The organism is Calothrix sp. PCC 6303, assembly GCF_000317435.1.
Lineage (GTDB): Bacteria > Cyanobacteriota > Cyanobacteriia > Cyanobacteriales > Nostocaceae > PCC-6303.
The window spans coordinates 1,926,584-1,951,144 of record NC_019751.1; the positions used below are offsets into that span (position 1 = coordinate 1,926,584).

At 39.5% G+C, this 24,561-nt stretch carries 15 protein-coding genes; 6 read left to right on the top strand and 9 right to left on the bottom strand.

Annotation, left to right across the window (positions count from 1 at the left end; translation table 11 throughout):
• Positions 1 to 92 precede the first annotated feature (92 nt).
• Together CAL6303_RS07930 and CAL6303_RS07935 are read right to left on the bottom strand one after the other, a co-directional pair.
• Positions 93 to 2,552, bottom strand: a complete 2,460-nt coding sequence (locus CAL6303_RS07930) for a hypothetical protein (protein ID WP_015197321.1) — start codon at positions 2,550 to 2,552, stop codon at positions 93 to 95.
• 329 nt (positions 2,553 to 2,881) lie between these two features.
• Positions 2,882 to 3,493, bottom strand: coding sequence for a hypothetical protein (locus CAL6303_RS07935; protein ID WP_015197322.1), 612 nt, complete (start codon positions 3,491 to 3,493; stop codon positions 2,882 to 2,884).
• A gap of 120 nt (positions 3,494 to 3,613) precedes the next feature.
• Between CAL6303_RS07935 and CAL6303_RS07940 the strand changes: the two genes are divergently transcribed.
• The 4 genes from CAL6303_RS07940 to CAL6303_RS07960 all read left to right on the top strand — a co-directional run bounded on the left by CAL6303_RS07940 (position 3,614) and on the right by CAL6303_RS07960 (position 9,610).
• The gene (locus CAL6303_RS07940) at positions 3,614 to 4,048 is read left to right on the top strand and encodes a hypothetical protein (RefSeq protein ID WP_015197323.1); all 435 of its coding nucleotides are present in this window, start codon (positions 3,614 to 3,616) and stop codon (positions 4,046 to 4,048) included.
• A 239-nt stretch (positions 4,049 to 4,287) separates the two neighbouring features.
• On the top strand, positions 4,288 to 5,565 hold the full coding sequence (locus tag CAL6303_RS07950; protein WP_015197324.1) for an RNA-guided endonuclease InsQ/TnpB family protein: 1,278 nt from the start codon (positions 4,288 to 4,290) through the stop codon (positions 5,563 to 5,565).
• A gap of 171 nt (positions 5,566 to 5,736) precedes the next feature.
• Positions 5,737 to 6,780, top strand: a complete 1,044-nt coding sequence (gene speB / locus CAL6303_RS07955; protein WP_041739238.1) for an agmatinase SpeB — start codon at positions 5,737 to 5,739, stop codon at positions 6,778 to 6,780.
• 907 nt (positions 6,781 to 7,687) lie between these two features.
• Positions 7,688 to 9,610, top strand: a complete 1,923-nt coding sequence (locus tag CAL6303_RS07960; protein WP_015197326.1) for a lectin-like protein — start codon at positions 7,688 to 7,690, stop codon at positions 9,608 to 9,610.
• Between the two features lie 233 nt (positions 9,611 to 9,843).
• Here CAL6303_RS07960 and rpmB read toward each other — a convergent pair whose 3' ends face one another.
• The 3 genes from rpmB to CAL6303_RS07975 form a co-directional block, all read right to left on the bottom strand.
• The gene (gene rpmB, locus CAL6303_RS07965; RefSeq protein ID WP_015197327.1) at positions 9,844 to 10,080 is read right to left on the bottom strand and encodes a 50S ribosomal protein L28; all 237 of its coding nucleotides are present in this window, start codon (positions 10,078 to 10,080) and stop codon (positions 9,844 to 9,846) included.
• Positions 10,081 to 10,200: 120 nt separating this feature from the next.
• Complete coding sequence (locus tag CAL6303_RS07970; RefSeq protein WP_015197328.1) at positions 10,201 to 11,718, bottom strand: DUF4335 domain-containing protein; 1,518 nt, start codon at positions 11,716 to 11,718, stop codon at positions 10,201 to 10,203.
• A 6-nt stretch (positions 11,719 to 11,724) separates the two neighbouring features.
• Positions 11,725 to 12,351 carry a DUF3038 domain-containing protein gene (locus CAL6303_RS07975; RefSeq protein WP_015197329.1) on the bottom strand — a complete coding sequence of 209 codons (627 nt, stop codon included), beginning with the start codon at positions 12,349 to 12,351 and terminating at the stop codon, positions 11,725 to 11,727.
• A 443-nt stretch (positions 12,352 to 12,794) separates the two neighbouring features.
• Here CAL6303_RS07975 and CAL6303_RS07980 point away from each other — a divergent pair, with 443 nt between their 5' ends.
• Both CAL6303_RS07980 and CAL6303_RS07985 read left to right on the top strand, forming a co-directional pair.
• Positions 12,795 to 13,313 carry an adenine phosphoribosyltransferase gene (locus tag CAL6303_RS07980; protein WP_015197330.1) on the top strand — a complete coding sequence of 173 codons (519 nt, stop codon included), beginning with the start codon at positions 12,795 to 12,797 and terminating at the stop codon, positions 13,311 to 13,313.
• A gap of 282 nt (positions 13,314 to 13,595) precedes the next feature.
• A complete protein-coding gene (locus CAL6303_RS07985) occupies positions 13,596 to 14,642 on the top strand; it encodes an ABC transporter permease (protein WP_015197331.1) in 1,047 nt (348 codons plus the stop codon).
• A gap of 6 nt (positions 14,643 to 14,648) precedes the next feature.
• On the opposite strand, the gene CAL6303_RS07990 is transcribed toward CAL6303_RS07985, so the two are convergent.
• From CAL6303_RS07990 to CAL6303_RS08005, 4 genes are all read right to left on the bottom strand, one after another.
• Entirely contained in the window at positions 14,649 to 15,971 is a 1,323-nt protein-coding gene (locus tag CAL6303_RS07990) for a serine/threonine-protein kinase (RefSeq protein ID WP_015197332.1), read from the bottom strand.
• 536 nt (positions 15,972 to 16,507) lie between these two features.
• A complete protein-coding gene (locus tag CAL6303_RS07995; protein ID WP_015197333.1) occupies positions 16,508 to 17,431 on the bottom strand; it encodes a phosphate/phosphite/phosphonate ABC transporter substrate-binding protein in 924 nt (307 codons plus the stop codon).
• A gap of 571 nt (positions 17,432 to 18,002) precedes the next feature.
• Positions 18,003 to 22,334, bottom strand: a complete 4,332-nt coding sequence (locus tag CAL6303_RS28400; RefSeq protein WP_015197334.1) for a beta strand repeat-containing protein — start codon at positions 22,332 to 22,334, stop codon at positions 18,003 to 18,005.
• 492 nt (positions 22,335 to 22,826) lie between these two features.
• Positions 22,827 to 24,539 (bottom strand): diflavin flavoprotein, encoded by a 1,713-nt coding sequence (locus tag CAL6303_RS08005; RefSeq protein ID WP_015197335.1) that lies wholly within the window; start codon positions 24,537 to 24,539, stop codon positions 22,827 to 22,829.
• Positions 24,540 to 24,561 lie beyond the last annotated feature (22 nt).

The window sequence follows — 24,561 nt, forward strand, 5'->3', positions numbered from 1 at the left end:
TACTCATTACTCATTACTCATTACTCATTACTCATTACTCATTACTCATTACTCATTACTCATTACTCATTACTCATTACTCATTACTCATTTTAATCCTGCCTCACTTCCTTCAATATCTCATTCATCGGGTGTTTTTGATCATTAAAACTCAATGAAACCTCACACCTAGTTAAGGGAAATGGTTCTAAAAGTTTCCCTTCTTCCCAACTTTCCAAACGCCACCATAGTGTTTGAACAGCAATTTCTCGACCATTTGTTAATTCAAAAGTGATTTCACCAATATTATTTACTCCTACAATTTCTTTACCACTTCCCCACTGATTACAATATTCTCGATGGTTTTTCGCTTTAGATAAATATGATTCTAGGGCTAAAGTTCTATCTTGTCCTGGTAAAGGTGAAATACATAAATTTGATGTTGATTGATGTTTCGTTTGACTAACTTGTAACTGTTCATATTCAGCTAATAAAAAGTCAATTCGATACCACCATTCTGGTTTTTTCTTAACTTCTAATGCCCGAAACCAGCCACGTTCATCAACTAAATCAGCCATAGCTGGATTCCCCTTAATTCTCCAGGGAATTGTTTGCACTGTATCATTGATAAACGTGTAGGAAAGACCAATTTCTAGTTCTTTCTCAGTGGGATTTGTCCATCCTAGTATTTCGGAACTTGGTAAATTATTAATACTTTCTACAGGGAAAAAGCCCATATTGTGTAATGATTGACTACCGCCAAATCCGCTAGCTTCATTTTTAAAAGAACTACTAGTAAATTGGGTAATGATCATTTCAGTGCTTATTGAATTTTGATGTTGAAAAGGACGTGTGGCAGAGTATTGTAAACGTGAAGAAAAGCTATAATGTACATCGCCAGATAAAATAATTACCCGGCTTTGGTGAGAAGGTACTGCCCTTAAAGCTAAAGTAGCTAATAACCTTTCAAATGCAGCAACTTGTAATCCCCAAGCTTCAGTATCATAACCCCAAGCCGCAGTTCCTAATTTCTCGGTGATACTTTTAGCATATCTTTGAATAGTTTCCAGAAACGGAACACCAATTACTGGACTTGGTGAAATAATTAAAGTTATTTTAACTCCTTCTTGGTGACGTGCTTGAGTAATTTGTTTTTCACAAGCTTCTTGACTCAACAGCGCAGGAAAATCGAAATTTTCACCAGGAAATTCTCGTTGTGTACGGGTATCAAGAACAATTACTTCATAACTTGGCGCAGTAATGATATAGTGCCACGTTAATGCTTCTGGATTGGGAGTTAAGCGTCTAGGATTGCTTTGGGAGATATCTGCGACTTTGGGTATTCCTAGATGCAATTCTATTGCTGCTAGTGCTGATTTATTTTCTCCTCCACTGAGAAACCAAGTTTCAGCAGCTTGAAGTAGTTTTCCCCCTGGTTGGTTTGAGATGAATTGTGTTGGGGTGTTTCCCCAACCTTGACATAGGGCATATGCTAGGAGACCATTTTGAATTATCCGTCTACCAAGGGGTTTAGTGTAAATGCGATCGCACCATGCCAGATTCAGGTTCCAATCGTCGGTAATTTCATGATCATCAAAGATCATGTAGGTAGGAATATTTGCTAAAGCGCGCCTAACTTGGGGAATAGTTGAGTAAAATTCTTTTAATTCCTGAACTTCATCATCAAATAATATCTTGGCTTTACGGGAAAGTTTTGTGTCAGGGTGAACTTGTTCTAAGGTGGGAAAATCTTCAGGATGTACCCACAAGATATCACTCCAAACAAAAAGATACATCATTAAAAATTCACTAAATGTGAATAAATGACTTTTAGAAATATTATTAATTTTGTTTATTTTATTAATACTTGCTGTCAATCCCGCAATATTTGTAGCTAAATGATTGCGTCTACCTGGATTTAATTCTTCAATATTTTCAATATCTGGCAATACTTCTGACCAACCCAAAAGTGTCTCACTGGCATCACGTAACATAAACAGTAAAACATCTGCCACATCATCGGCATAAATTTGATCTCCAGTTAAAAATAGTTGATGCGGTCGTTTTTGGGGATTCTGAGATAAAGCTTCTCCAATTATTTTATCTACCGTTGCTAAAGCATCTATACTTTCACCATGTGCCTTTCTACAAGAACCATGAAGCAAGCGTAACTCGTCTATATTATTGGGAGGTAAAGCAAAACTGGGTAATTTGTATTCAGGATATGTAATATTTGAATTATGGAACTGGTTTGTGAAAATATTGGGAGAATCAAAGGTTTCTCCATTTCCAAGATCTATATTATATAAATAATTTTCACCATTCAAAAGCCTTTTATTTGAGGCTTTTGCGGTCACTGTTGCCAAATGTATATGAGTCCCAATTTGAATAGTTTTTTGACTACCAGTAAGTAATAAATTACCTGAAATATCAAAAATATTTAAAGTGATTGTGCGACTCTCCTTTAATACTAACCAGATAGTTACTGCCTCAGGCTCGCTGCATCGAATAATCGGTCCAGCTAAAACTATTGGTAATTGTTGAAGTCGCTCTCTTAGTGGTTTCCAACTCATACAATTACTGCCAAATAGGGAATATAATATTAAAGTATATTTCTTGGTGACTAAACAATGTCAACCTGATGGATGTTAAAAGTTATATATTTTTTCATTTTGAAAGTAGTTGGTAAAGTCATTAAGTATTTATGAATACTGAAAAGGGATAAACTCTACTGAAAGTTAATTTCATCTTGCAAAAGAATCTTTGAAGATCCTACTAGAAAATAAACAAGTGATAGTTTGCTCACCATTAATTATAAAATCGAGCATTGAGATTAACGCAGAGAATTGAAAATTGGGATTTCGCGGAATATATTTATTTACGTAGTCATACACCCTAAGCATTAGCCTTGATAGTTAGGCGATCGCCAATTATACTGGTTCCATTCATAAATGCCTTGAACTTCATATTCAGCACCATTTTCAAAGCGAATGACACAATTGGTAAAAATATCTTCTCCATCTTGAATTTTATTTACGTGAATTACGGTGCAAGGATACCATTCACGATTATCGGGGTTTTTATCCTGTACCCATTCCCAGAGTACATTGCAAACCTCAATGCGATCGCCTACTCTCAGTTGTAGTAGATTTTCGGTAGCTATTTGCTGAAAATGATAGGGTTGCAACCGATCTAACCATTGCATTCCAAAGCGTTGACGAATAAAATTAACTCCACCAGAGTCGTTTCCATGTAGCCAATCATTGAGTAATTGAGCTTTCCAGGGAATTTGTTGTGCTTCTTGGTTTCTGACAAACTGTAAAAAAGTCTCCAACTCATCCGAGTTTAACTCAACCAACGGATTATCATCTAGCTCTTTTATTTCCGATGCGTGCTGACTTTGCTCAACTAGTTGTAGTAAAATTTGCTTCTGCTCCTCAGTAAGGGGACAACTAGCAATATCACAGTGGCGAAAAGCGACTTTGAGAAGTGATTCCATCTGATTTGGTTTCATATATGAGGTTTGATTTTCTAAATTTATTGATTTTAGTTAAAATTAAAGGCTCAAATTCCCATTTTTCCATTCACGATTAGGGTTAAAATCTCCTTATAAGATTTATATACGGTGTGCTTTATGCAGTTGCGATCGCTTGCAGTTATTTTCCTTACCTGTGTCTTTGCGTTACTATCATTGGTGTCTACTCCCAACGCGATCGCTCTAACACAAATAAAGCTTTCTGATATATCCTACGAAAAGTGTCCACCAGAAATAGGTGAAGGTTCTGTAGGTAGCGGTGCAAGTTCCGTCGCTGCTAGTTGTTTTTTGGTTAATGGTATAGCCGAGAACGCCACTAATAAGTATGTTTACGATGCAGATATATTTGGTCGGATCTACGATGCGAATAATGACTCTGTAATGCAAAACCGCACCCGTATCGGTGCAATAGCAGAAGTCCCCCCTGGTAAAAGCAACTTCCAATTTCGCATCACTGTACCTGCAAACCAGCCTGAACCTTTACAACTCAAGCAATTTAAAGCAGCAGGATTTAGTGCCCAAGTTCGCAAGTAAAACCAACTTTCGAGAACTAGTGAAACTGAACCTGATTATTTTTTTAGTTTATATTGCTTTAATCACCCCGTGCGGTACATTATGCGACAGCTATGGTGGGGAAACTAAATCAATTGCAAAATTATTATCGAATCGCTTTACCAAAAAATTGGGTCTAAAGCCCCGTCCTTGTAGGACGGCTTTTTCATGATTATTGCTCATAATTGTGGTAAAATTACGTTAGTACATCCAACGTAAATATGCTGGTATTTGAGGCAAAGCTTGAGGGACTTAAAGAACAGTATCAGTTGCTTGATGAAGCAATTAGAACTGCTCGTTTTGTTCGCAATGCTTGTATCAGATATTGGATGGACAACGGCAGGTGCTACCCTGCGGGAACGCTTTCAGCGAACAAGTCGGGAGACCCGCCCAACGCACTGCCTCACAAAGGTATTGGCAGGTACGAGTTGAGCGCTTATTGTGCTGTGCTTGCTAAAGCAGCCGAGTTTCCTTGGGTGTCGAAACTTAACTCGATGGCTCGTCAAGCTAGTGCTGAAAGAGCATGGTCTGCCATTGCTAGATTTTTTGACAATTGCAAAAAGTCTAAACCAGGCAAGAAGGGATTTCCAAAGTTTAAGAAAGAACAAACTCACGGGAGTGTTGAATATAAAACCACTGGATGGTGTTTGTCCGATGATCGCAAGTTCATCACTTTCACTGATGGTTTTAAAGCAGGAACTTTTAAACTCTGGGGAACCCGTGACCTGCACTTTTACCAACTCAAACAGTTTAAAAGAGTGCGGGTTGTGCGTCGTGCCGATGGGTATTATGCCCAATTTTGCATTGATCACCAACGGGTTGAAAGGCGAGAACCAACGGGTAAAACTATTGGTATTGATGTGGGGTTGAACCATTTCTATACAGATAGCAATGGGGAAACAGTCACCAATCCTAGACACCTGCGTAAATCCGAGAAGTCTTTGAAACGGTTGCAGCGCCGGATGTCCAAGACTAAAAAAGGGTCTCAAAACAGAATTAAGTTTAGAAATAAACTTGCGCGTAAGCATCTCAAAGTAAGTCGCCAGCGTAAAGACTTTGCTGTAAAAACAGCAAGGTGCGTAGTGAGGTCTAACGACCTCGTGGCGTATGAGGATTTGATGGTGCGGAATATGGTCAAGAATCATCGCTTGGCTAAGTCGATTAGTGATGCGTCGTGGTCGCTGTTTCGTCAATGGGTTGAGTATTTTGGCAAGGTCTTTGGGGTGGTGACAGTTGCTGTGTCGCCTCACTACACGAGTCAAAATTGCTCGAATTGTGGGCAAATTGTCAAGAAGACTCTTAGCACTAGAACTCATATTTGTCTTCATTGTGGGCATACCCAAGACCGAGATTGGAACGCAGCACGCAATATACTGGAAAAAGGATTAAGTACGGCGGGTCACGTCGGAACTAACGCCTCTGGAGAGACTGATCAATACTTGGGTGGGGAAACTCCTCCAAGCAAATCAACTCGTGGAAAGAGGAAACCCAAGAAGTGATTCTTGGAATCCCCGTGCATTTATGCCGGGGAGGATGTCAAATCCCCTGTCTCACGGTTGCCTAGGCAGGGTGTGTAAAGGGCTGTACGCTTCTCAAAATGGGCAAGCTTTTAGTCCAAATTAAAATATCTTGGCAGTGGCTGAAAACAATATTGTATTTTACTTATGATCATGAATAATCCTTCCACAGATTATAATCCTAGTGGTGTTGGTCAAGCAAATGGGAACCTTTTTGGTTTGCCATTCAATTATGACTCTGCAAGCTTAATAGTTTTTAGCGTACCGTGGGAAGTCACAGTATCCTACGGTGCGGGTACTGCAAATGCACCTCAACAAATTTTAGATGCTTCCCCACAACTAGATTTATTTGATTTCGATCATCCTGATGGTTGGAAGCAGGGGATATTTATGGCGGAAATTTCTCCAGATTTACTTACCAAGAATAAACATTACCGTCAGCAAGCAGCAAAAATTATTGAGCGATTAGAACAAGGCAAATTACTGACAGATACACCAGATTTAACATCACTGCTAACAGAAATTAATCAAACTTGCCAGCAGGTAAATCAATGGTTATTTGACAAATGTCAACAAGCAATTAGTCAAGGTAAAAGAGTCGCTGTAATTGGAGGAGATCATAGTTCTCCTTTGGGCTATTTCCAAGCATTAGCGACAAAGTACCCAGATTTTGGCATCTTACACATTGATGCACATGCTGATTTGCGGGATGCTTATGAGGGATTTGAGTTTTCCCATGCTTCCATTATGTTTAATGCCATGAAAATACCTCAAATTTCCAAGTTAGTTCAGGTAGGATTACGGGATATTTGTCAAGATGAAGTAGACATAATTAATCAATCAAATCAGCGAATAGTTGCTTACTATGACTCCCTAATTCAACAAAAAATCTACGGGGGAACAACCTGGATTGAGATGTGCAGAGAGATCATTTCCCATCTTCCAGAATACGTTCATATCAGCTTTGACGTTGATGGATTAGATCCTAAACTTTGTCCAAATACTGGTACACCCGTTCCCGGTGGATTGGAGTTGGAACAAAGCTTTTGTTTATTTCGAGAAGTAGTTAATAGTGGCAGAAAGATTATTGGTTTTGATCTGTGTGAAGTTGGTGACGCTGAGTGGGATGGAAACGTAGGTGCGAGAATTGTCTTGAAACTAGCTAATTTATTGGATTTATCACAAAAATCAAGATAATTTTGTCGAAGTAAGCATCAATTGTTGAACTTTAGTCCTGATAAATAGGGATCATAAGCTGCTAGGTAGCTAAATCCGATAAATTTAAAAATTATAACCTTTGTGGTGCGGGCAGCGTTCGATGGTTCCTGAGCCTGTCGGAACGAAGTGTACCGGAGGTAAGGAGTGAGCGCTCACGCCGAAGTCTTGCCCGCTTTAGATATACAAATTAGGTGCTTAACAGTTTATCCTGTTAGCGATCGCTAAACGCGATCTCAAACAATAATCAGTAATATTTTTTATCTAAATAAAAATCATATAACTAACCCTTAGGGATATTCACGAAACAATAAACAATATTCTATACAAAAAAAATATTAACTTCCCTAGATATATCACCGTATTTCCCATCAGGATTATTTCAGATTAAGATTTTATGAACCCCTTAGAACTATTGATTTATCGTATTTAAAATCAGAAAAAATTTAAAAAATATCTGTACCGACGCTAATTTTAAATCATTACTATAAAGTTTTAATAAACGATGCGTGTAACATTTAAATCATCGGTTTTTTATGTAACAATAAATCCTGGATAGCAAGCCAGTATTTTTTGATACTAAGCTGATAATTATTCAATGTTAGTCACAGCTTGTTTTTCCACGGGACAAAATTACAGCATTTTGCAAGTATTACACCCCCATCTTTCTAAGTGGAGGGTGCGCGATAGCGTAGATAAGGTATTTTTGTGCTTCATGCAGTTAAAATCTGCTGTAACCGAAAACACACCAAAACTGTTTGTAGTTCTAAAAATACTTCCCTATTAGGAATTCTATTACTTGATGTGATGATTCTCAGTTTTACTAATTGCAGTAAAACTGTAAATCGACTTGGAAAAAAATATATTTAATTTTTGAGAGGACAAATTTGTGAGTGACAATCAATTTTCTGCTTCATCAGCTTTAACTACAGATATTAATCTTAAACAATCATCACCTTTAGCGGCAGCAGTTGGAACATCACCAGTATTAGCTTTTACTTCCAATTCTAGTAACTATACACCTGGTAGTAGCGCGCAAGCGATCGCATCATCCCTAACAATCACTGGTGGTAGCACTATCAACGGTGCGAGAGTCTCAATCACCAGCGATTTTAATTCTGCCCAAGATACCCTTGCCATCACTGGTAGTATTGGTTCCCTAACTGCAAACTATGATTCAGCAAAAGGAATACTAACTATTAGTGGTGCTGGTACTGCTGCTGATTACCAAAATGCACTCCGCCAAGTTACCTACAGCAATTCCAACACTACACTTACCAACGCAACTCGAAATATTCAGTTTAGTTTAGGTGAATTGATAGCTAACCCCGGTAACGGAAACTATTACAAATATGTTTCCAATTCCGTCAGCTATCAAGCTGCTAAGACTGATGTAGAATCTAGCAACCAAGAATTCCTAGGAATTAAAGGATACCTTGCAACCATTACCTCTGATACCGAACAAGCTTGGGCACAGCAGCAAATTAAAGGAGTTGCATGGCTTGGTGGTAGTGATGCAGAAAGCGAAGGACAATGGAAATGGATAGTAGGAGGAGTAGAAAAAGATACCCAATTTAGTACCTTGGGTGTTGCAGTCTCTGGGAAGTATGTAAACTGGCATAGTGGTGAACCCAATGGAACAACCAACCAAAATGCCCTAGTTATGAGTGATGGTACTTTATCTAGTATTCCCCTAGGACAATGGGCTGATGTTGATGATGGCTTTAATGCTGGCTATTTAATTGAGTATGAAGCGTCAGGATTACAGCTATCTGGAAACATAACATTGACATTAAATAATCAAGTGTCTAAAGACATTTACTGGAGGGATTATACTTCAGGTGACAACTCTCGTTGGCAAGTGATAGGTAGCACAGATAATACTGGAAAATTCAGTGTGAAACTGGGTGACAAAACAGCACTATTTGAGAAGGAAGTCGATCTTAACTGGCAAATGGAACTTGTATCAGACTTTGACAAAGATGGTGTTCAAGACCTATTTTGGTACAATGCCAAAACTGGGGAAGCTTCTGTTTGGAAGATGAAAGATACTGCAACTGGTTTAGGATTAGATAAAAAAACTACTATTTATCAAGTTGGGGACAGTGCTAATTGGAAAGTTCAAGGATTAGCAGACTTTAACAACGATGGTGTTGAAGATATACTTTGGCGCAATTATGCTACTGGTGAAAATGGTGTTTGGTTGATGAATCAAGAAACTAGCAATGGTGGAAAACTTAGCAATGATCAAGGTATATTCTTCCAATCTCGTGATACCAACTGGGCAATGGCAGGAGTTGCAGACTTAGACAATAATGGCAGTCAAGAGATAGTTTGGCGCAACTCCGTAACTGGTGAGAATAATATTTGGAGTATGCAACATGGAGGTGTTTCTAATACAGTACCTTTTGGCACTATATCCCCCGCAAAAACCTCAACCATCACTTCATTTACCGATAGTAATTGGAATATTGTGGGTGTGGGAGACTTTACTGGTGATGGCAAAAAAGATCTAATTTGGAATAATTCCAGTACTGGCGAGAATGAAATTTGGCAAATGAAATATGAAGTGACTGGTATAAGCTTAGATAAGCGCTTCACAATTGAGAAGGCAAATAGCCCCAAATGGTCTGTTGCTGGAGTTTCTGACTTTAATGGCGATGGGATAACTGATGTAGCTTGGCGCAATTATGATTCTGGTGAAAGTGAACTTTGGATTATAAAGAATGCTACATCTATTCCAGTACTAGACCAAAAAGTCGCGCTATATGAAATTCTCGATCCCAAATGGAAGATTGAAGATATTGTTTAAAGTTTCGGCTTGGGTGTATTAGAGACGTTACGGTTCTTGCAAATTTATAACCCGATTTTAGATGGAAAATCGGGTTTTTCTGTGAAGTTTTCAGTTACCGGAACTTCAAGTGGAATAAGTTGAAATATTTCTGAATATTTTCTGAATATTTTCTGAATATTGTTTCAATTTAGCAGCCATGGGATTAACCTACGGTTAGTCCCACGAAAATTTGATATTTGAAGATAAAATCTTTAGAAATCGTTGAGGTTAATACCTGCTTCTTTCGCCATTGCTGCCAAACCTTTAACTTCAAGGGTTTTGATGGCTTTGGTGGATATTTTGAGTCTCACCCAACGATTGCCTTCAGACCACCAAATACGTTTGCTTTGGAGGTTGACGTGTTGAAGACGCTTGGTGCGGCGGTGTGAGTGGGATATTGAAAAGCCGTTGTTTGCTTTTTTGCCAGTGAGTTGACAGCGACGGGACATGATAAATATTTCCTTATATTGCGGACACAATCCTTTATTGTATACAACCTAGGCGATGCTAGGTCAATGGGAATGGAAAAAATTACCGTAATTTTTAAATTCCTCATTCCCAATTGAAAACTATTGATATCCTTGCCAAGGCTGAATCTCCAAAGTACCGTTAGGTTTAAATACTAGCTGATAGTGGGCTAGGGGTTCGTTGCTAGTAGGTGGTTTGAGATTTGAACCGTAGATATCTTTGAGTATTTTTGGTAGGGGTGTTTCGTTGGAATGATCAACAGCCACTTGGTTTAATGGTTCATAATCGGAGATGACAGCATCTTTATTAACAGCGACTCGATATTTCAAATCACTTTTAAATGTGGGAGTTCCACCCCAATCTTTGCGAACCTGTTCGTAGAGTTTTTGGCTTAAATCTTTAACCTGGTTGGGTTCTGAGATTTTCTCACCAACTATCTGGGGTTTTTGAGAATATCCATTCCAAGGACTAACTTCTAAGACACCCTGCTTTCTAAAAACGACTCGGTATTGGGCAATTGGTTCGTTAGCAACTGTAGCACGGGTGGCAGGGTTATAAAGTAAGCCTGGTAAAGGGGTTTGATCAACTACATCGTTAGCACCCTTATTAACTGCTTTATAGCCAACAATTGCCCCATCTGCGGCGACACCAACTCGGTAAACTACATCTTCTGGTAAGCTGCCACGATTTGTCCAAGCTGGGTTGATAGAATTATAGACTTGACGATTAAGCGATCGCAGTTGAGATGCATCGGTAATTTCTGGAACCGTCGCTAATAGAGATTCTAGGTTAGCATTTACACCAGGTGAGCCTGTAGCTGTTGGTACAGGTGTTGTCGATGGGGTGGCGGTTGCCGCTTCTGCCGTCACCATCGAAGCCGAAACTGTGGGTGTTGGGACAACAGATGCTGGTTCACTAGTTGCCACTGTGGGAATTGGAGTATCACTAGCTGCCAAAGACGGTGTGACGTTGGTGGTTTCTGTCTTGCTGCTAACTTGTTCTTGAGGTTGAAGTTCCTTAACTGATGGTACCGGAATTAAACTTAAGACAACCGCCGCTGCTGCTAACCCAGACAAACCAACTGTAGCGGGAACAGCCTGCTTAATTAATGCCCCTTGACTGATGCCACTATCATGTTTAGAAACAGACTGCAATTGCAATGTCAATTCTGGCAAAGTTTGACTATCTGCAAAAAATTGATCTATGGCTTCTACTAAATCGAATAGTTGAACAGTATTTAAATCTGTTTCTACTGGTTCTGGAGTGGTTTGTAAATTTGAATTTAGATCCTGTTCAGTCTCCGGATGCATCACCAATCTATGGCAATTTGGATCAACTTTATGTATTTGAACAATTTCTGAATTTTGATTGGAAACTTGAAAATTGGGCACATTACTCAAAAATAGTTGAGCATAACCGCTAACAGCCCGCACCAAGCTTTCAAAAAATTCTCGTCCACCCACCAAAGGCTTACTCAAACCAGATAAATAGCATTCTGCATTTACCAAAATTGATAATTCTGGGCGCATATCTTGATAATGTGCAGCCCTGCTAGAATCACTTAAACCCTCCAGAAGCAATGTACAATTTGGCAAACTATATTTTCTTTGAATATTCATTTCTACTTACTCTACTTCACCGTCAAAAAGACTAATCCAGAATCGCTGCATCCCCGCAGTCCCCGTACAAAACAGCAGTTGACCTAATAAACTAATAGCTAGCTCATCTATTTTCGCATCTGAAGTTAATTGTAGTAAGCTTGAGCGTCTTGGATTCATTCGACTTTTAAAGTGGACTCTAAATCTTTCTAAATAGTTAGATAAGCGTAGATTTTGTTCCAAAGGTATTTGCTTTTCGTTCAATTGTTGATAAACAATTAACAATTGGCGAATCACCACTGTTAAGCGTCGAGCGATATAGCAAGCGATTACTACCAAAGCCTTTGCTTCCATGATACTCAAAGGACGGCGAGCATAAGCTCTTCGCATCGGGTTACTGCTACGCATTCGCCACAAGTTTACTCGATCTTTGATAACTCCTTTTAAATCTAGTTCTTCTGAAAACACTAAAATAGCTTCGGAGCCATCTAATTCCAGAGCTTCAATTGCTAGTAAAATTAAATCAATTTGTAACCTAGTTTTGCGGGGACATACTTGTCCTTCAACAACTGGTTCGGGAAGTGTGTCCAGAATCATCGGCAATGACTGGGGAGGCGTAGTGTTATATGGTGTTAAACTGGCGGAGATATTCATTATAAATACCTGATACAGGCTGCAACAGATTGGGAAAGCAAATTTAAGATAATTTATCAAACAAGAATACACTTGCTTGCTGCAGTGATGGCACTGCTTGATATATATACATTAGTTACTTGTTCTTTTCAAAGATTTCCGTATACTTAAAGCTAAGTTGCTAATACATTAGTTCACCTCATTATATTTAGTCATAATATATCCCTAGCTTTATGTAGATTAGCCTAATAGTCAATGGAGAACGTGGGTGCAATCACTTATCTGAGCATATAGCCGTATGACATTATATAAAATTTCGGAGCTACCTTACCGGAGTAAATCTAGTGTACGATTTGTCTGGTGTTCTTGCATTTTCAGTGATCTACCCAAAATGTAGCCTTGAAGGTGCAATATTCTGACTCCTGTATTTTGATTTATTCTTTTACTCCCTAATTCAAATTTCCATGGATTTAAAAGCTCTGATTCGTGACATTCCTGATTTTCCCAAGCCAGGAATTTTATTCCGAGATATCACTACACTGCTATCTGACCCTAAGGGACTGCGGTATACGATTGATTTACTCGCGCAAAAGTGCCAGGAAGAAGGTTTGACGATTGATTATATCGTCGGAATGGAATCACGGGGGTTTATTTTTGGTACACCTTTAGCTTACAAAATCGGGGCTGGTTTTATCCCGGTTCGCAAACCTGGTAAATTACCTAGTGCTGTTTATTCAGTTGAGTATCAATTAGAATATGGCACTGACAGTTTAGAGATTCATCAAGATGCATTAAAACCAGGCGATCGCGTTCTGATTGTAGACGATTTAATCGCCACTGGTGGAACTGCTAAGGCAACGGCACACCTGTTACAGAAAATTGGCTGCGAATTGGTGGGTTTTGGGTTTATCATCGAGCTACGAGATCTACATGGGCGTAAACATTTACCCGATGTCCCCATTATCTCGATAGTAGAATATTAGTCTATACTGACTGCTGACTGTCAACTTAATTACACAGTCAACAGTCAAATAATTCCAGGAATATAATTCAATACGGTTCTGTTAGAGATTTTTGGTATTGATTTCGGCATGTAGAGACGCGTAGCTTGCTACTTCCAGAAGCCACTCCGTGTCTACCCGTAGGGTAATTTCGCGTCTCTACAAGGAATTTTGGGTTTAACTGAACGGTATTGGAATATGATTGATTCCTTGGATAAATGGACTATTGACTTTTAATCATTGAGTTTAGAGACTTGATTGCTTATGACTGCCAGTAAGGTTTCTTGGGAAACAGGTAAAGATTGGTTCATTCGGTTTTTAACGAGTGAAACCCTAATCTATGTAATTAAACGACTATTACAGGCATCTTTTACACTGTTATTAGCATCTGCCTTGTCATTTTTTATCATTCAGTTAGCCCCAGGTGATTATCTTGATGTCCTCAGGCAAAATCCCAAAATTTCAGAAGATCGTGTTGCTGAGTTAACACGTTTGTATGGGTTAGATAAGTCGTGGGCTGAACAATATTTTCTCTGGCTATGGCGAATTTTTACAAAGTGGGATTTTAATCAAAGCTTTCTTTCCCAACGTCCTGTAGCTTCATTAATTGGAGAAAGAGTTCAAGCCACATTACTATTAGCGGTTTCTTCGTTGGTGATGACTTGGGTAGTTGCGATTCCTTTGGGAATTGTGGCAGCAGTTAAACAAAATCGCACCACTGATAGAGTTTTACAGGTAATTAGCTATATTGGGCAGGGTTTTCCTAGTTTTATTACTGCCTTGTTTTTATTAATTTTCGCCCAAATCACAACACCCCTTTTCCCAACTGGTGGTATTACCAGTATTAATCATGAAGAACTCAATTGGTTTGGTAAAATTTTGGATGTGCTATGGCACATGATTTTGCCAACTATTGCTTTGAGTGTTACTAGTTTTGCTGGATTACAGCGAATTACTAGGGGTGAATTACTGGATGTATTGCGGCAAGATTATATCCAAACTGCCCGTGCTAAGGGATTACCAGAAAATCGGGTGATTTATGTTCATGCATTACGTAATGCCATTAATCCTCTGATTACGTTGTTGGGTTTTGAGCTTGCTGGTTTGTTAAGTGGTGCTTTTATTGCTGAGTTTTTCTTCAATTGGCCCGGTTTAGGAAGATTAACTTTAAAGGCAGTCCAAGATCAAGATTTGTATGTGTTAATGGCAAGTTTGGTGATGGGGGCAGTATTGTTAATTTTGGGTAATTTAGTGGCAGATTTAATGCTGAAATTTGCTGATCCACGCATTAAGTTGGAAGATTTAAACTAGGTTATTTTAGGTGAATAATGTCCTTGTAAATTCTAGGGCTGCCTGGGGTTCTGATATTTCCCTTGATAGATGTTCAACTAATTGATATGGTGAAATATCAGGATTATCTGCTAAGGTTTCCTCAATAATCAGGCTAGCCATTGGTCCAATATATGAGGCTAATTGTTGTTGGCAGCGTTGGAGAAAATCAGGAGTAATGGAAGATGCTGATTGCTGATTTTGGGGAGAAAGAAAAGAATTAAAGCTGTTGTTGTGTGTTTGATTAAAATTGTTGTTTTTTAGCTGGCTGAAATTATTACTGTGTGGTTGGCTAAAATTATCGTTTTGTAATTTGCTATATAATTCAGAGTTAGTCGTAGATGATTCAGGTGCTAAATCATAGAGGGTTGAAATATCAGCATCAAAATCTGTGTCAGTGTATGTGTCACTAAAATTTACGGAAAAATCTTCATCTTGTTTCGTTAATTCATCCAAATCCCAACAGACTTCACTGGCTGACTGATAACGATACTTTGGTCTGTCTGCTAGCATTTTATCGAGAATTTCGGCAAAGCGATCGCTAACTTCGCAAAAGCCGCGCCATTTCCATTCTAATGAATATTGATCCATTAAAAATGATGGATCGTGTCCTGTGAGTAAAACAGCGGCAGTTACACCCAAAGCATATAAATCACTGCTAGGGGAACACATTCCAATGCTAATTTGTTCTCTAGGTGCATACCCCACTTTCCCCACTAAGGATACCTTACCAACGAATGTGGCGGTTTCTGGGGTACTTCCTTCGTTTAAGTCGGCTATCTGCTTACCAACGCCAAAATCAATCAACACAGGTAAGGTTTCCCCTGTAGGTAGCATGATATTATCTGGGGAGATGTCACGATGGATAATATGGTGTTCGTGAACATAGTCTAAGATAGGCAGTATTTTTCTCAGCCAATCGATGACTTCAAACTCAGAAAAGCACTCTCCACGACTTTGGCGATCGCGTAATAGGTCAGAATAGGTTTTACCATCGACAAATTCTTGAACTAAAAATAGCCGTCCATCACCTTCAAAACAAGCCAAAAATCGCGGAATTTGGGGATGTTCCAACTTGTGGAGAATTTTTGCTTCCCGTTTAAATAAATTACGGCATTTCTCTAAACCACCTTCCCCTGTACCAATTGGTGCAAACTCTTTGAGTACACAAGGTTCATTGAAGCGACGAGTGTCAAATGCTAAATAAGTACGTCCCAAACCCCCTTGCCCCAAAAGTTTCTGGATGATATAACGGTTATCAATTAAAGTGCCAGCAGCGATTTCTGAGCCTGTAAAGGGTAAATTAGTCATTTTATCCCACTCCTAGCGATTTCTCGGAATAACAATTTTTTATAACGGATTATTGATGTAAATTAATTCAAAACAAATTTAGAGAAATAAATTCAGCCACAATTACGATAGTTGTGGTTTTGTTGTTGTATATATATGGACTTTGGTTCCTATTTGGATCAAAACTTAATATCCCCAATCAAGATCTCAAAACCTTTTTTGGTATTTTTAAGCACCAATTAATTATCTATGTTCTTAACCGCTTGCTGATGCATTGGCATTTATATACAGAAAATAACCAATTTTATTGGCGCGATTCTGTATAATATTTTGTAAATAGATGCTTCATAAAATTAGCAAGGATTACATTTTTTGTTAAATTAAGTTAACGATACTGTTCTATTTGTATTCTGCCTCACACTCCTATATAAATAATGAGGGAGATTTACATAAATTATGCAGCAAAAAAAGTTAACTTTTGTAAATCAATTGATTTCACAAATATTAAAGTAGATGCTTGTATCTGGATCAATCTCATCCACAATAATCAACTTTGGTTAGGGACTATTAGTAGCTTGGGGAGTTGGTGTTGCGGTATTTAACGATTCTTGATGTAACAAAACAACTGGTTGTTTCTTGACTCGCTCTTCCAATGGTCTGACTTTATCAATTAATTGAATAAATTGATCGTATTTGGGTATTTTAGCAGTTGGCACATAGCCTGCATCAGCGGTGACATCACCAGGAGCTTCCCGCATGATATTCTGGATTTGAGTTTGACGAGTCCGATCAATACTCGGTCCAATTAGTACTACTCCTGAAGGAATCCAGCGACTGGTATGTAGGACTCTAAATTTTGTTGGCGAAAATTCCCGCTTCATCACTTCAAAATCACGTTCAGCGATCGCAACTGCATCCGCGCTACTATCATTTAACCAAGAGAGGGCTATTTTGGGGGTGGATGCAAACTTGATTTGGGCTAAAGTTAAGCCGTAAAGGTCATACAATGGAACGTAGTAGCCAGCAGCTGAACCCATTTCTGCCATCCCTACAACTTTATTCCTTAAATCGCTCACCTTTTGATATGGTTTCTCATCTCGCACCACCAATAATGAACGTTGAGTGCTGCTGACACCCTCCATAGAAAACACTGGAATATACATCTGCTTGCTAATTGCGATCGCTGCCAGTCCAGGAGGTGCAAATACTATATCCCACTTTTGGCGCTGAATTTGTTCAATGGCTTGTAACTCGTTAAAAGCGGGTTCCAATTCAATACGCGATCGCGTTTGCTTCCCAAGGTAGTCTTTAAAGCGATCATACTTTTCCAAAGACACATTTCCCTCCCCATAACTAACAACACCAATTGTTAATTCTGGGTTACGAGATTCTGGAGGCTTTTGATTACAACTAGTAGTTAATAATCCGGTGAGGATGATAATTTTTAGGAATAAAATTTTCGATATAAAGTTAATTTTCATTACAATTTGTAAAATTATTTACACAGCTTTAAGTTCATCATCTTTAAATATATTAAAAATACAGCAGATTGAAGGTAAATAAGTCACATAAATAGGGGGCATCCCACTTTTTGAAGCAATATCCTAGTAGTCTGTCAATTTTATTTTGACAGTTGTGTACAAATCCACAATACCGTAGAGACGTAGCATTGCTACGTCTCTGCAACTGTCATTTTTATTTTGACAGACTACTATAGCGTTTTGCAGTTGAGTTTAATACAGACCTAACCCCCAATCCCTTCCCTACCAGGGAAGGCTACGGTGTACACACAAGTCTTTTCGGGTTGCCCCAGGCTTTTGATCCCCCAACCCCCTTACACTTGGCGTTCGCCTTTGGCGTGGCGAAGCCTCAGCCGCTCTAAAAGAGCTAGGGGGCAGAATACCTCTCAAAGTCCCCCAATTTATCGGGGGATTTAGGGGGATCTACTACGATTTTGGTGTCTAGAGGGATATTTGACTATGCCTTTTAAGCAAGTCTTAAAGAATCTGCCTCTCTTTGGAGGGCAGAGTGTCAAAGTTCTCAACTATCTCATCATCGACGAACATTAGCACAAGCAGACGTAGCAGGGCGAGAATTTGGTATCACGTTGGGTGCTTCTGCTACCAAGTGTAAAGTTCCATCGGCACCCCGAACTAGGGCTTGAGCCTCCACAATCCTATTTGGTGATGGGTTCTGCACCGTCAAACTATCTGGAACTTGATTGACTCGATTAGTAGTATTACTTTCATCTAAAGTAGCAAGTTCACTAAAATCAACTCCACCCTGCATCGGATTTATAACCGGATTAGTTGGTAAAGTACCCTGCTTTCCTGTAGCTATAAACCGACCTAAAGGCTTTTTACCTCTACCACAAAGTTGATCTAGTTCATCGCTTTTATCTTTGAAGACTTGAGGTGACTGTATTAAAACTCGATTGGAATCTACATCAGGTTTGCGGATGGAAACCTCCCCTTGCACACCAAGTTCGGAACTTGCGGTGATGTCGCTTTGATTTGTGGGTTTGGGACGTGCTTCGATACCAAAGAGGTTTTGGGTTTGGATGTTGATGTTACCACCAGTACCACTAAAAGCATTTGCGGAGATATCGCTGTTTTCTTTGGGTACAGCAACGATAAAAGGGGTATTTATGGTGATGTTACCACCATCACCACTAGATTTATTATCAAATCCGGCAGTTGTGAAAATGCGACTGTTGTTTCTGAGTAGGATGTAATCTTTAACATTTAGGTTGAAATTACCACCGTTACCGGAGTTGGTGACAGATGCGATCGCGCTTTTGTTATCTAGCCTAATATTACCAGTGTTGATATTAATATCACCCCCATTCCCATCGACTAAGTTGCTAGCAGATATCGTTGCACCATTGAGGGATAAATCGCGGGATGTCACATTAATGTTGCCACCTTTACCTTGACCAGTAAATCCCGAATCTGACGCTACTATGGTAAAAATACCAGTGTCAAATTTAAGACCATCGACAGTTGTTCCTTCAAGGAAGATCTTTCCTCCAGCATTTACTGTGACATTACCTGCATTTCCTTGTCCAACAGTTGCAGCATTGATGGTAGAGCCGTTCTTCAAGGTAATATCACCAAATGTATTAATTAAGATGTTTCCAGCATCACCTTGACCGAATGTTATTGTAGCTAACTGCCCTCGATTCTGAACTGTGAGAGAGTTGGTTGTTAATTGAATATCTCCACCCTTACCCACACCTCCAGGAAGCAAAGAGGTGAAAGCACCGCTTTGGGTATCACCACTAATACCATCGATAAAAACTGCATCACGGGCATTAATATCTATATTTCCCGCATTTCGTCTGGCATAAGTAGTCAACTGACCACCGTCTGTTAATGTCAGAGTTCCTGTTTTTAGCTGAATATTTCCACCATTTCCGCTTCCTATTGCGAAAGCGGTTGCTTGGCTGGGAATGCTGTTACCATTACTTCCATCAATGTTGATACTATCAAGAGTATCTATAAAGATATTTCCTGCATTACCCGAACCACTACTAAAAGCAGCGAGTGAACCACCATTTTTTAAAGATAGCGCTCTGGCATTGATCCGGATATCACCACCATTACCTACACTTTCCTCCAGCGTTGCATTACCAGCAGTAGTAAATAAACCATTTACTCCACCATCAAAAGTTACTGTATCTCTAGCATTGATGGTGATATTTCCTGCATTTCCTCGTCCACTTGTATTCGCAGAAATAACTCCACCATTGGTGACAAAAAGTGAACCTGTGATAATTTCAATATCTCCTCCCTTGCCTTCACCACTCAGCAAGGCGCTTGTTAAAGTACTAGCATCTGCATCCGTACCATCTTGAATTATGCCATCAATTTTGACGGTATCGCGGGCATTGATGACGATATTACCTGCATTACCTCTACCACTCAAAGTAGAAGAAAGGACTCCACCATTGGTTAAAAATAGAGAACCAGTTTTAATTTGAATATTTCCTGCATTCCCGTTAGTTGCAAAACTAACTGCTTGACTTCCTTGACCATTACCACCAATACCATCAAAAGTAATGGTGTCAGTAGCATCGATAAAAATATTTCCGCCATTTCCAATACCTCCGTTATTCGTACCAATTGCACCGCCATTATTTACAGTTAAATTACCTGTCTTGATGCGAATTTCACCACTATTACCAACAGCATTGCGAATTACATAACTCGATACTTGGCTATTTGTATTAAACCTACCAGCAAAACCGGAAATGATAACGTTATTAGGCGCATTGATAGTAATATTACCTGCATCTCCTTGTCCACTACTCGTACTAGAAATTTGCCCAGCATTGGTCAGAGAAAGCGAAGGAGTCGTAATTTGAATATTTCCTGCTTTACCGATACTTTCACCCAGTAAGTCACTACTAATATTACTCCAAGCATCAAAATCTAGGTTGCTACCTTCAAGCTTTCCTGCATCAACTAAAACTCCATCAACTTTTACCGAATCTTTTGCATCGATAAAAATATTACCTGCATTTCCTTCTCCTAAAACATCACTTGATATTTCCCCACCATTAGTTAGGGAAAGAGAATTTGTAGTAATGCGAATCTCACCACCATTACCACGACCAGTCTTAAATACATCACTACTGGCTCTACTTATACTATCAAAACTGATATCACGGGCATTAATAGTTATATTTGCTGCATTTCCTTGACCCAGTGTGCTGCCACTGAGGAAAGCACCATTAGTTAATTTTAGGGTGTCCGTGGTGATATTGATATTACCTGCATTTCCTTCTGCACCTTCTTGAACTGCGGCTATAGCACGACTAAAACTTCCTGTTTCTCCTTTACCATCAAATCTGATACTATCGCGGGCATTTATCGTAATATTCCCTGCATTTCCTTTCCCACGAGTACTGGTTTGAATTTCAGAACCACCAGTAATATCCACTGAAGCAGCATTAATAGTAACATTTCCACCATTTCCATCTGCCCCTTTGCCGACTTCTGCCCCAATTCCGTTGATTAATCCCGGTGTTGGATTAGCAAAAGTGACAGCACCACGAACATTAATATTTATATCCCCACCATTTCCCTTACCCGCACGTAAAGTATTTCGTGCAGGACGAATTGTTGTTAATAATTGAGCGCTATCAGTTAAAGTCAGGGAACCAGCTTGAATATTAATATCACCACCATTACCAACTGCACCAGCTTCTACAGTGCTAAAAATAGTACTATTTTCCAACGTCACAGCATCATTGACCTGCAAAAATACACTTCCACCATTCCCATTTCCAAAAGTATAAGTAGACAAACTTGCGTCATCTTTTAAAGTCAACGAATTAGCAGAAATACGAATATTTCCCCCGTTACCAATAGCATTTTCATACACCTGGTTATCTATAGCACTAAAATTCCCCCCTAATGTAATATTTTCAGTCGCATTTAAGGTAATATCTCCCGCTTGGGTTGTTGGACTTACCTTCCCTATCGCTATTCCCGCAAATAATGTTGAACTATTTATATCTATATTTCGAGCATTAATGGCAATATTCCCACCAAATGTACCAAGAACACTGATTCCAGTATCGTTACTCAAAAATACATCTGCTAGGGTGACATCTTTGGGAATATTCAAACTTAGAATATCCCCTGTCATATTCAACCCAATATCTCCCGGTGCTGCTAAACCTGTTACTTCAATTCTGCCATCGTAGGCTCTCAGTCCACTGTCATCTACACTGACATTCCCACCTACAAGCAATAAACTCTTACCATCAGGTACTCGCAACCCTCTAGTATTATTTCCATTCGGACTTACACCCGCAGGTGCTTGGGATTGGCTAGTAATTGCACCGGATTCTTGCTGACTAAAGGTTAATGCATTGGGATTAATCGTTAACAAAGCTGGTGCTTCAGGATTTGTCGCGCTAAAAACTCCCTGATTCCCAAACTTTAAACCGTTGGCAGTTGTCCCGATAAAACTTCCTTGCACATCCAAACTGGCATTTTTCCCAAATAAAATTCCATTGGGATTCATCAAAAACAAATTGGCATTTCCATCTACACCCAAAGTCCCGAAAATACTTGACGAATTGTTCCCTGTCACCCGCGTCAAAATATTTAATACTCCAGAGGGATTGGCAAAATACACCCTTTGCCCATCACTAATATTAAACTCGCTAAAACTATGAAAAAGGTTGCTTCCCCGTGTTGCGCCACCATTGATTTGGTCTGCGTTAGAACCCTTGATTAAGACATTAGGATTAACTTGTGAAGATTCATTTCCCAGGGTACTATCAGGTGTAATTTGTGCTTTTACAGGAAGATGATTAATTGTAAAATTGTATAAGAAAAGGCTTGCAAATAGGAATTGTATCTTACGCATTAGCTACCCTGTCAAAATGTATATATACACAGTGCTAATGTTAGATATATCACGATTTATAAGTATTTCAAAATCTTGTTTTTACGTTTGTTAATGTTAGATTGTGAAGTATAGTTGTAGCTAGATAAATTAATATATTGAAGTGAACAAAAAACCGACAACAGAAGATTTATAGACTACGGTGAGATCAAAATTGTGAAGACAACAGGTTAATATCATGCAATCCCGCGCACATGCGATCGCATAAGTAACCAAACAGGATTAATTACACAACGAATGTCATTGCGTAGCTTGGTTCTCCGTTTCGGAGTATGTAGCGTAAAGTATTTCTTGTTCCCAACTCTCCCATTACCGACGAACATTAGCACAAGCAGACGTAGCAGGGCGAGAATTTGGTATCACGTTGGGTGCTTCAGCTACCAAGTATAGTGGTACAGAGATGTGTGTACACCGTAGACCATACGCCTTGATAACTGTTAACTGTTAACTGATTTAATAGTGATTACCTGATTTCCGATGATGCACAGCGGTAACACCATCCTGATTCAATACTTTACCATCATCAACGGTGGCATAGACCAACCAATGATCGCCAACTTCCATGCGGGTTTGCACAGTGCAATCAAGGTATGCTAAGGCATCAGTAAGTATTTGATTGCCACTTGCGGCTTCTTGGACGGCAACACCGCCAAAACGGTCTTCTCCTGGGGCAAATGGTTTGAGAAACTGCTTCATCAAGCCAATATGGTTGCCTTCTTTGAGAATATTCAAGACAAAATTACTACCAGAATACATCAGTGATTCCACTGCTCTATCTTTGGCAATGGCGATGGTTAAGCCGGGAGGATTAAAGCTAGCTTGGGATACCCAAGAGGCTAACATGGCGCTGGATATATCCCCTTGTTTTGCTGTAACAACAGACAAAGAACCAATAACACGTCCTACTGCTTGTTCAACATTAGTGGCTGGTTGACTGACGGCACGGACTTTCCTGACTTTTTTCAAACCTTGGGCAAAGTCAGTTCCTGCTTCTTCGCACATTTGCAAGGTTTTGTCGTCGGGTGTGAATTTGACGCGGATGGGTTCAAAGCCAAATTGATATCCGGCATCTTTGAGTTTGGTTTCCAGTAAATCGATGGCTTCACCACTCCAACCAAAGGAACCAAATACACCTGCAATTTTACTAGTTGTGGCTGTGGAAAGAACTACACCTAAAGCTGTTTGGATAGGGGTGGGTGCATGTCCACCGAGGGTAGGAGAACCAATAATGAAACCTGCTGATTTCTCGATAGCAGCGCGGATTTCATCGGGTTCAGTAAATTCGCAGTTAATTGCTTGGACTGCGATTCCTGCCTTCGTGATGCCGCGTGCGATCGCTTGTGCTAATGTAGCCGTATTCCCGTAGGCTGAGGCATAGATTAATGCGACGCTGGTTTCTTGGGATGTTTGCTGAGTAATCCACTCACGGTAAGCTTTTGTGAGATCTATCAAACCATAACGTACTAAGGGTCCATGGTTAGGTGCATAGAGTCGTGCCGGAAATTCTAAAAGTTTATCGAGGGCAGTTTCCACTTGACGGGCATTGGGTGCCATTACACAATCAAAGTAGTAACGCCGATCTTCTACTAATGTTTGCCAACCTTCATCAAATACCTGATCACCACAAATATGCGCTCCAAATAGTTTATCACAGTAGAGAATTTCGGTTTGTAAGTCGTAGGTACAAAGTTCGTCAGGGTAACGAGGATTAGTTGTGGGGATAAATTGTAAAATATGTCCTTGACCTAAATCTAGACTTTCATCTCCCCGCATCACCTGAATTGGTAAATTTGGATTTTCCAAAGCACCACGCAAATTAATTGCCCCAGGATTTGAACAAACAAAGGTAATTTGGGGGGCAATTTCTAAAAGGGATTTTAAGGTTTTGGCACGGTTTGGGTTGACATGACCTAAGATTACATAATCGATTTTTTTGACATCAACCCGTTCTTGTAAAGTGGTGAGGAAACTATCAGTAAATGTTTCTCCGGGAGGATCGATTAAGGCAATTTTATCGGCTTCAATTAAGTAGCAATTTGCTGTGGTTCCCTTAGCTAAAGCATATTCAATTTCAAACCGTAACCTTGTCCAGCTACGGGAACGAAACACCCTGGTATTGGTACCAATGGGGAAAACTTGAACATCACGAGGTTTGGTTGATTGCATAACTGGGAAATGAGGAAATTAT